Here is a 6,168-nt window from a genome sequence, read left to right on the forward strand (position 1 = left end):
GCCTTTAAGACCTTGGGGGCCTGTTTCGCCTTTAAGACCTTGGGGGCCTGTTTCGCCTTTAAGACCTTGGGGGCCTGTTTCGCCTTTAAGACCTTGGGGGCCTGGTTCACCTTTCAATTCCTCAAGACTTGGCAACTGTGATATTAATTCAGAAGTGATTACACCTTGATTTTTTAAATCAGCAACTTGGCGTGCAATTTGCAAGTTTAGCCTAGCCATTTCTGGTGTACACATCCCAGACAAGTCTGGTTGTAATTTTACTGGGTTATTGTCTTTACTTCTAAAAGATTGGGCTACATTTGTAACTGATTTAGCCGCACTAATTGTTCCTAATATAACTAAAACAATGACAATTCCATTTAAAATTACAACGCTGATATTGCCAGAATCAATATTTAACTTTAGGTATCTGACGTAATCACGTCCAACTTGAATTAAGTTCTTTCCAGCACTTCCAACTTGAGAACCATTATGTTCGTAAGGTGGTTTATCTAAAGTCATTGTTAACCCCTCTTAAATAAAAGTGGAACTAGACAAGAGCGTTTTATTTTTTTGATTACAATTAACTACTTAGGCGATTGTGGTGTGGAAGTCTCTGGTGTTATATCAATTCCCAAACCTGGTACTTTTCCATTCAGACGAAGCATAACAGATGCACCAATAGCTAATATGGCAACAAAAATGACTGAAATCCACACACTAATTTTGGTATTAGTGGTCTGAGTATAGTCTCTACCGACCTGAAGGACATTCCCCTTATTGGTTTTAGCTTCTTGATTTTGGTGATTGTAATTTGAATCGTTACTCATAACTTTTAGCCATTTATAATAATGACGAATATTGTTAGGGTTAGTCTCACCTTTGGAGGTATAGATTAGTCTACAAGTTGAAGTCAGCCATTTTCGGATTCCTTCTCAGACATTTTTGTAAAAGTTAAGTTTTACTCTTTGCTTTTAATTGTTTTAGCAACAAGAAGACTTAAAATGCCAAAAATAGAAGGTAATATCTGCGAAAATCAATATAGGTCTATGCACAATTTATAACTTTATCTGATGTTTAGAGTAGGCATAGCGTTTTTTCTCTTCAAAGTGGCAACAAGAGATAAGAACACTATTTGTATGTATCAATTTTTACTAAACTTAATTATGTATCAAGATATTAACGGGCAGTAAAAAAATCTTATTTTTTGCACTATCCTATGGGGACAATACTTTAATTTATTGACTTATAAACTAATCTCTTGCATAACAAATAAGTTATTACAATAATAAATTGTGGATTCTAAACCACATAAAAACACAGATAAACCCAGATGATTAAGTTGATTGGTATTTTTCTCAGTCTGTTACTTATATTTGGCTGGGGTACACCAGTTATGGCACAATCTCAGCAGCCCATTACTCAAGAACAGTTAAAACAAGGCGATGAGTGGGCAAATCAAGCGTTTACAGCGACGAATCAAGGTGATTTTGCTACGGCTGAAACTTACTGGACAAAGATTATTGAGCAATTTCCGACAAATGCCGGGGCGTGGAGTAACCGGGGAAATTCGCGGGTGAGTCAGAATAAATTGCAAGAGGCGCTGGCAGATTATAACAAAGCCATAGAACTAGCGCCAAATGTCACCGATCCATATTTAAATCGGGGTGCGGCGTTGGAAGGGTTAGGAAAATGGGAAGATGCGATCGCAGATTATAATCATGTCTTAGAACTCGATCCTAACGATGCGATGGCATATAACAATCGCGGCAATGCCAAAACAGGTTTAGGAAAATGGGAAGATGCGATCGCAGATTACAAAAAATCTAATGAGATAGCCCCAAATTTTGCCTTCGCCCGTGCTAACTACGCCCTCGCTCTGTATGAAACTGGTCAAAAAGAGCAAGCAATCCGTGAGATGCGAAATATCGCCCGTAAATACTCGAAATTTGCTGATGTGCGTGCCGCCCTCACAGCTGCATATTGGGTAAATGGAGAACAAGGTGAAGCCGAAAGCAACTGGGTAGCAGCTTATGGACTTGATAGCCGCTATAAGGATATCGACTGGGTAAAAAATATCCGTCGTTGGCCTCCCAGCCTAGTTACAGCTTTGGATAAGTTCTTGAAAATCCAGTAATTAAATAATTCGTAATCACGCTCTCTACGAGATGCTAAAAGCGTAGCTTGCAACTCTTACAGAGTACGCGGACTCGCTAACGTAATTCATAATTAATAGGACTTACGCACACTCTACGAATTATTCTATAACAGACGCTGTGCGTAGACTCCTCAAAATGTTAGCAGGTAAATCAAAAGGGGAAGCGAAGCAATCGCTCCCACCTGATTCTGAGACTTTCTACACTGAGTTAATCTCAAGAACTCGCTGATTTTGCTGACGCTTTCCAGTTACCACCATTGGTACACCACCGCCTGGTGCTAAGAGGAAGCTTTTCCGAACTGGGAGTACTGGTTTTGTATCAGCTAGTTTCATTTGCCAAGTAGATAGTACAGTTGCCAATACCAGTTTCATTTCAAACAGGGCAAATGCCATGCCAATACAGCGACGATTACCACCACCAAAGGGCAAATATTCAGCTGGACTAAATTGGCGTTCTAGAAAACGATCTGGCTGAAACTGTTTTGAATTGGGATATAAATCTTCTCGATGATGGTTCAAATAAATACAAGGAACCAATATAGTACCAGGGTCAAATTTGTAGCCTGCAATTTCTAAAGGTGATTTAACCAATCGATTTAATCCCAACATTGCCACTGGATACAGGCGCATTGTTTCCGAACAAACTGCATTCAAATAAGGTAATCGGAAAATGGCGTTTGGGTCTTTGTTGTCACCGAGGCTATCCAGTTCTTGTATCAGTTTTTCCCTTACTTCAGGCTGATGATGAATCCAGTACAGCGCCCATGCCAAAGAACTAGCCGTAGTTTCATGACCTGCAACCAACAAAGTCATCAACTCATCACGTAATTCCAAGTCTGTCATCGGCTCACCTGCTTCATCACGAGCCGCCATCATCAAAGACAGAATATCACTTCGAGACTGATCGGCAAGCGATCGCCTTTCTTGAATTTCAGCATAGATGAGATCATCCATTTCCTGCCGCAAACGTAGATAACTTCCCCAAGGACTACGAGGCCCTAAATCCTGTCGTAATAATGGGAACATGAGCAGTATTGCCCGTACAATAGGTCTTTTTGGATTCAGGATCGCAATCAGGATTTCTTTGAGTTTTTCATAACGAAGTCCGTCTTTTAGACCAAATACAGCCTTCAAAATCACCTGAAAGGAAATTTCTTGCATGGATGACAAGACTGTAAAGCTTTCTCCGACTGGCCACTCACTAGTTACTTGCTGGGTGATTTCACAGATTAAATCACCGTAAGCCTGCATTCTTTCACCATGTAGAGGAGGTGTCAGCAGTTTACGCTGGCGTTGGTGAGGTTTTCCTTCTAAGGATAGTAGAGAATTTGGCCCCAATAAAGGCGAGCTTGAACCTGCTGCTGCACCAGAATCTAACTGTTTTGGATCTGTGGTAAAAATCTGCTGAATTGCTTGAGGATTACTAATGAAGACTTGAGGAGTAAAAACTGGGCCAATTCGGAGAGTGAACATATCACCATAGCTTTTAGCACAGTCTTCCATGTATTCCAATGGGTTAGTCAGCCATTGATACGTCTGTACCCAAGGGTGAGTTTGGGGGCCATTAGGCAGTTTAAGTGCAGACATTTTTATTTATCTCCCAATAATTGGAGCATAATTGTTATCAGCTAGTCATTCATCCACGCATAGCTTGATTGATTTTAGAACACAGATCAGGCAGATGAACTTACCAACTTTTGAATCTGCCTTGGGTTCAATTCCTGAACATTGCGTAAAACTACTGTTGCTCCGGCTGCTATTAGTGTCTCACTATATGCATCACTACGGGCTGCTGTCTCCTGTACGTGGGGCGGTAAAACCCCTACACCAAGCCAAGTGCGAGAAGAATCTAGATTCCGCGCTTTCTCTACAGTATACATATCTGCTACCGTATCTCCTACGTATAGGATCGCTGATGTTTGCTCAATTCCATTTTCCAATTTACGAACTGTAGCAAAAAGTCCAGTAGGGTCAGGTTTCCCTGGTGCATCCTCCATAGCAATCAATACTGGAGACTGTAAACCCAACCGTTTTTCCAAAATATAGTTAGCAGAACCACGAGTAGCACCGCTGAAAAATCCCCAGGCAATCTCCGCTTGGGTAAGTTGCTCTAAATAGCTAGGTTGCAATAACAAAGGTTCATTACAGATATACCCAGTAAAATTATTTGGGTCTGGGCCTCGATAACGGGATTGAAAAAAAGCAACGATCGCACTGTAATCTAGTTGCAGTTGCTCACGGCTCTGTCCTTGGGTTTCAAAGTAGCGGTAAATTAATTCCTGCGATGCTTCCCAATCGTTATTCCACACGCCTTCAGACTTCAACTGGTCAATATCCAGTGGGGTTGGACGATATGCTTGGGTGGTAAAATATTCCACGGTATCTGCGATCGCACGGCGATAGGAACCGCTAACATCGCGCACAACGCCATCAATATCGAAAATAACGATCGCTTTTGTAGAAGTTTTTTGAGTCATGGAGTAGGAAGCAAAAGAGTTTTACATCATCATAAAACCTGAGATCATGACTCAGGTAAAAAATCGGGGTCGAGGGCTTGCTCTGGCGTGAAAGGAGATTGTTCGGGGAAGGTAGCGACACCCAATTCAGTTTCATCAGCAGCTAAGAGTCTAGCATCGTCATAACACAGCCCGAAAACCTCATCAAAATATGGTTTGAGGCTAGGACTTTCTTCTAGAGCTTGTCTAATGCGTTTGCGATGCTCCCGAATTGTTGCTCGCCAACTACCAGAGCGCTTCTCGGCTTGATATTTATACTTCAATAGGTGCATTAGCACCACTTCTAAGTTGCTTCTCAGTGCTTTCTTTTCACTCCTGCCCATCGTTTCAATTTCATCAATCAAATTCTCCAAATCCAGTTCTGTAAGCCGACCTTGTTTAAGCAGTTCTGCCGTGGTTTGAATCCACAGGTAAAAGTCTTGCTCATACAAATCTGAACTAGATGTTGTTTGAGATTGGGGCAGTTGGGCAGTCACGTCGCTTCGCTCCGAAGTCAAAAGTCAAAAGTCAAAATTCCCATAAACAAATTTACTTGCTCTGTATCATGGGTCTATTTCGGTCATAAGCATCTTTGTTAGCACCGACTTACACCTTATGCTAGCCCAATCCAATCACTGTTTGGTCATTTGATAGGGTATTGCGTTAAAATAAGCGATCGCTATCCTAGTTCAGTAATGCCCGGAAATTCCCGGAGGTGTGATTGACCAAGTTTATTTTGAAAATTCTGTGGTTAGACGAAAACGTTGCTCTAGCAGTCGATCAAATTGTAGGCAAAGGCACCAGTCCTTTGACTAAGTACTTCTTTTGGCCCAGAAATGATGCCTGGGAAGAGTTAAAAAAGGAATTAGAGTCCAAACATTGGATTACTGACCTGGATCGTGTCGAGTTGCTTAATAAAGCGACAGAAGTGATTAACTACTGGCAAGAGGAAGGCAGAAACCGTCCAATGGCAGAAGCTCAGTTGAAATTTCCAGAAGTTGCCTTCACAGGTAGCGCCTGATATTACAAAATTAGCTAGATTCTACAAGCTGCCACAGTTTGATAGTCTTGTCCCGGCTGCCACTTGCAATTAATTGTGTAACTTTGCTCACAGCAACAGCAGATACTGAGTCTATATGACCAGAGAGAGTAACAATCTCTTCTGCTGTGCTTACCCTCCAAAGTTTAACTGTTTTGTCGCAACTTGCACTTAGGAGCGTTTCACCATCCGCAGTAAAAGCCACAGCCACCACAGACCAAGAATGGCCTACAAGTGTGCAAATTAGCTGACTAGTGTTTACCTCCCACAATTTAATAGTGTTATCATCACTACCCGTCGCCAAAATATTCCCATCGGGACTAAAAGCGACTGTCAAAACCGCCCATGCATGACCCGAAAGGGTGCCTAACAAGCTATAGCATGGGCGGTTTTCAACAGGAGGCAAGGGGGCAGGGGGCAGCTGACAAGTGTAGGTTTTTTACAGTTAGGAGGAGTTATAACAGTAAAATTCATCAACAGGGGTACGAGGAAAAGAA

At 41.8% G+C, this 6,168-nt stretch carries 6 protein-coding genes and 2 pseudogenes; 2 read left to right on the forward strand and 6 right to left on the reverse strand.

Features of this window, described 5'->3' with window-relative positions:
- Window positions 1-501, reverse strand: a pseudogene (locus ACEYW6_RS11745) (hypothetical protein); the annotation flags it as partial.
- Between the two features lie 65 nt (window positions 502-566).
- A complete protein-coding gene (locus tag ACEYW6_RS11750; protein ID WP_412979823.1) occupies window positions 567-809 on the reverse strand; it encodes a hypothetical protein in 243 nt (80 codons plus the stop codon).
- A gap of 503 nt (window positions 810-1,312) precedes the next feature.
- On the opposite strand from ACEYW6_RS11750, the gene ACEYW6_RS11755 reads away from it, so the two are divergent.
- Window positions 1,313-2,116 (forward strand): tetratricopeptide repeat protein, encoded by an 804-nt coding sequence (locus tag ACEYW6_RS11755; protein WP_412979824.1) that lies wholly within the window; start codon window positions 1,313-1,315, stop codon window positions 2,114-2,116.
- Window positions 2,117-2,335: 219 nt separating this feature from the next.
- Here the strand turns inward: ACEYW6_RS11755 and ACEYW6_RS11760 are convergent, their stop codons facing one another.
- The 3 genes from ACEYW6_RS11760 to ACEYW6_RS11770 form a co-directional block, all read right to left on the reverse strand.
- Complete coding sequence (locus ACEYW6_RS11760) at window positions 2,336-3,724, reverse strand: cytochrome P450 (RefSeq protein ID WP_412979825.1); 1,389 nt, start codon at window positions 3,722-3,724, stop codon at window positions 2,336-2,338.
- 86 nt (window positions 3,725-3,810) lie between these two features.
- Window positions 3,811-4,614, reverse strand: coding sequence for a TIGR01548 family HAD-type hydrolase (locus ACEYW6_RS11765; RefSeq protein WP_412979826.1), 804 nt, complete (start codon window positions 4,612-4,614; stop codon window positions 3,811-3,813).
- A gap of 44 nt (window positions 4,615-4,658) precedes the next feature.
- A complete protein-coding gene (locus tag ACEYW6_RS11770; protein WP_412979827.1) occupies window positions 4,659-5,129 on the reverse strand; it encodes a DUF29 domain-containing protein in 471 nt (156 codons plus the stop codon).
- Window positions 5,130-5,353: 224 nt separating this feature from the next.
- Here ACEYW6_RS11770 and ACEYW6_RS11775 point away from each other — a divergent pair, with 224 nt between their 5' ends.
- The gene (locus ACEYW6_RS11775) at window positions 5,354-5,653 is read left to right on the forward strand and encodes a 30S ribosomal protein PSRP-3 (RefSeq protein ID WP_012410744.1); all 300 of its coding nucleotides are present in this window, start codon (window positions 5,354-5,356) and stop codon (window positions 5,651-5,653) included.
- A gap of 10 nt (window positions 5,654-5,663) precedes the next feature.
- Here the strand turns inward: ACEYW6_RS11775 and ACEYW6_RS11780 are convergent.
- Window positions 5,664-6,065 (reverse strand): annotated as a pseudogene (locus ACEYW6_RS11780) (WD40 repeat domain-containing protein); the annotation flags it as partial.
- Window positions 6,066-6,168 lie beyond the last annotated feature (103 nt).

The organism is Nostoc sp. UIC 10607 (genome assembly GCF_047228265.1).
Classification (GTDB): domain Bacteria; phylum Cyanobacteriota; class Cyanobacteriia; order Cyanobacteriales; family Nostocaceae; genus Nostoc; species Nostoc foliaceum_A.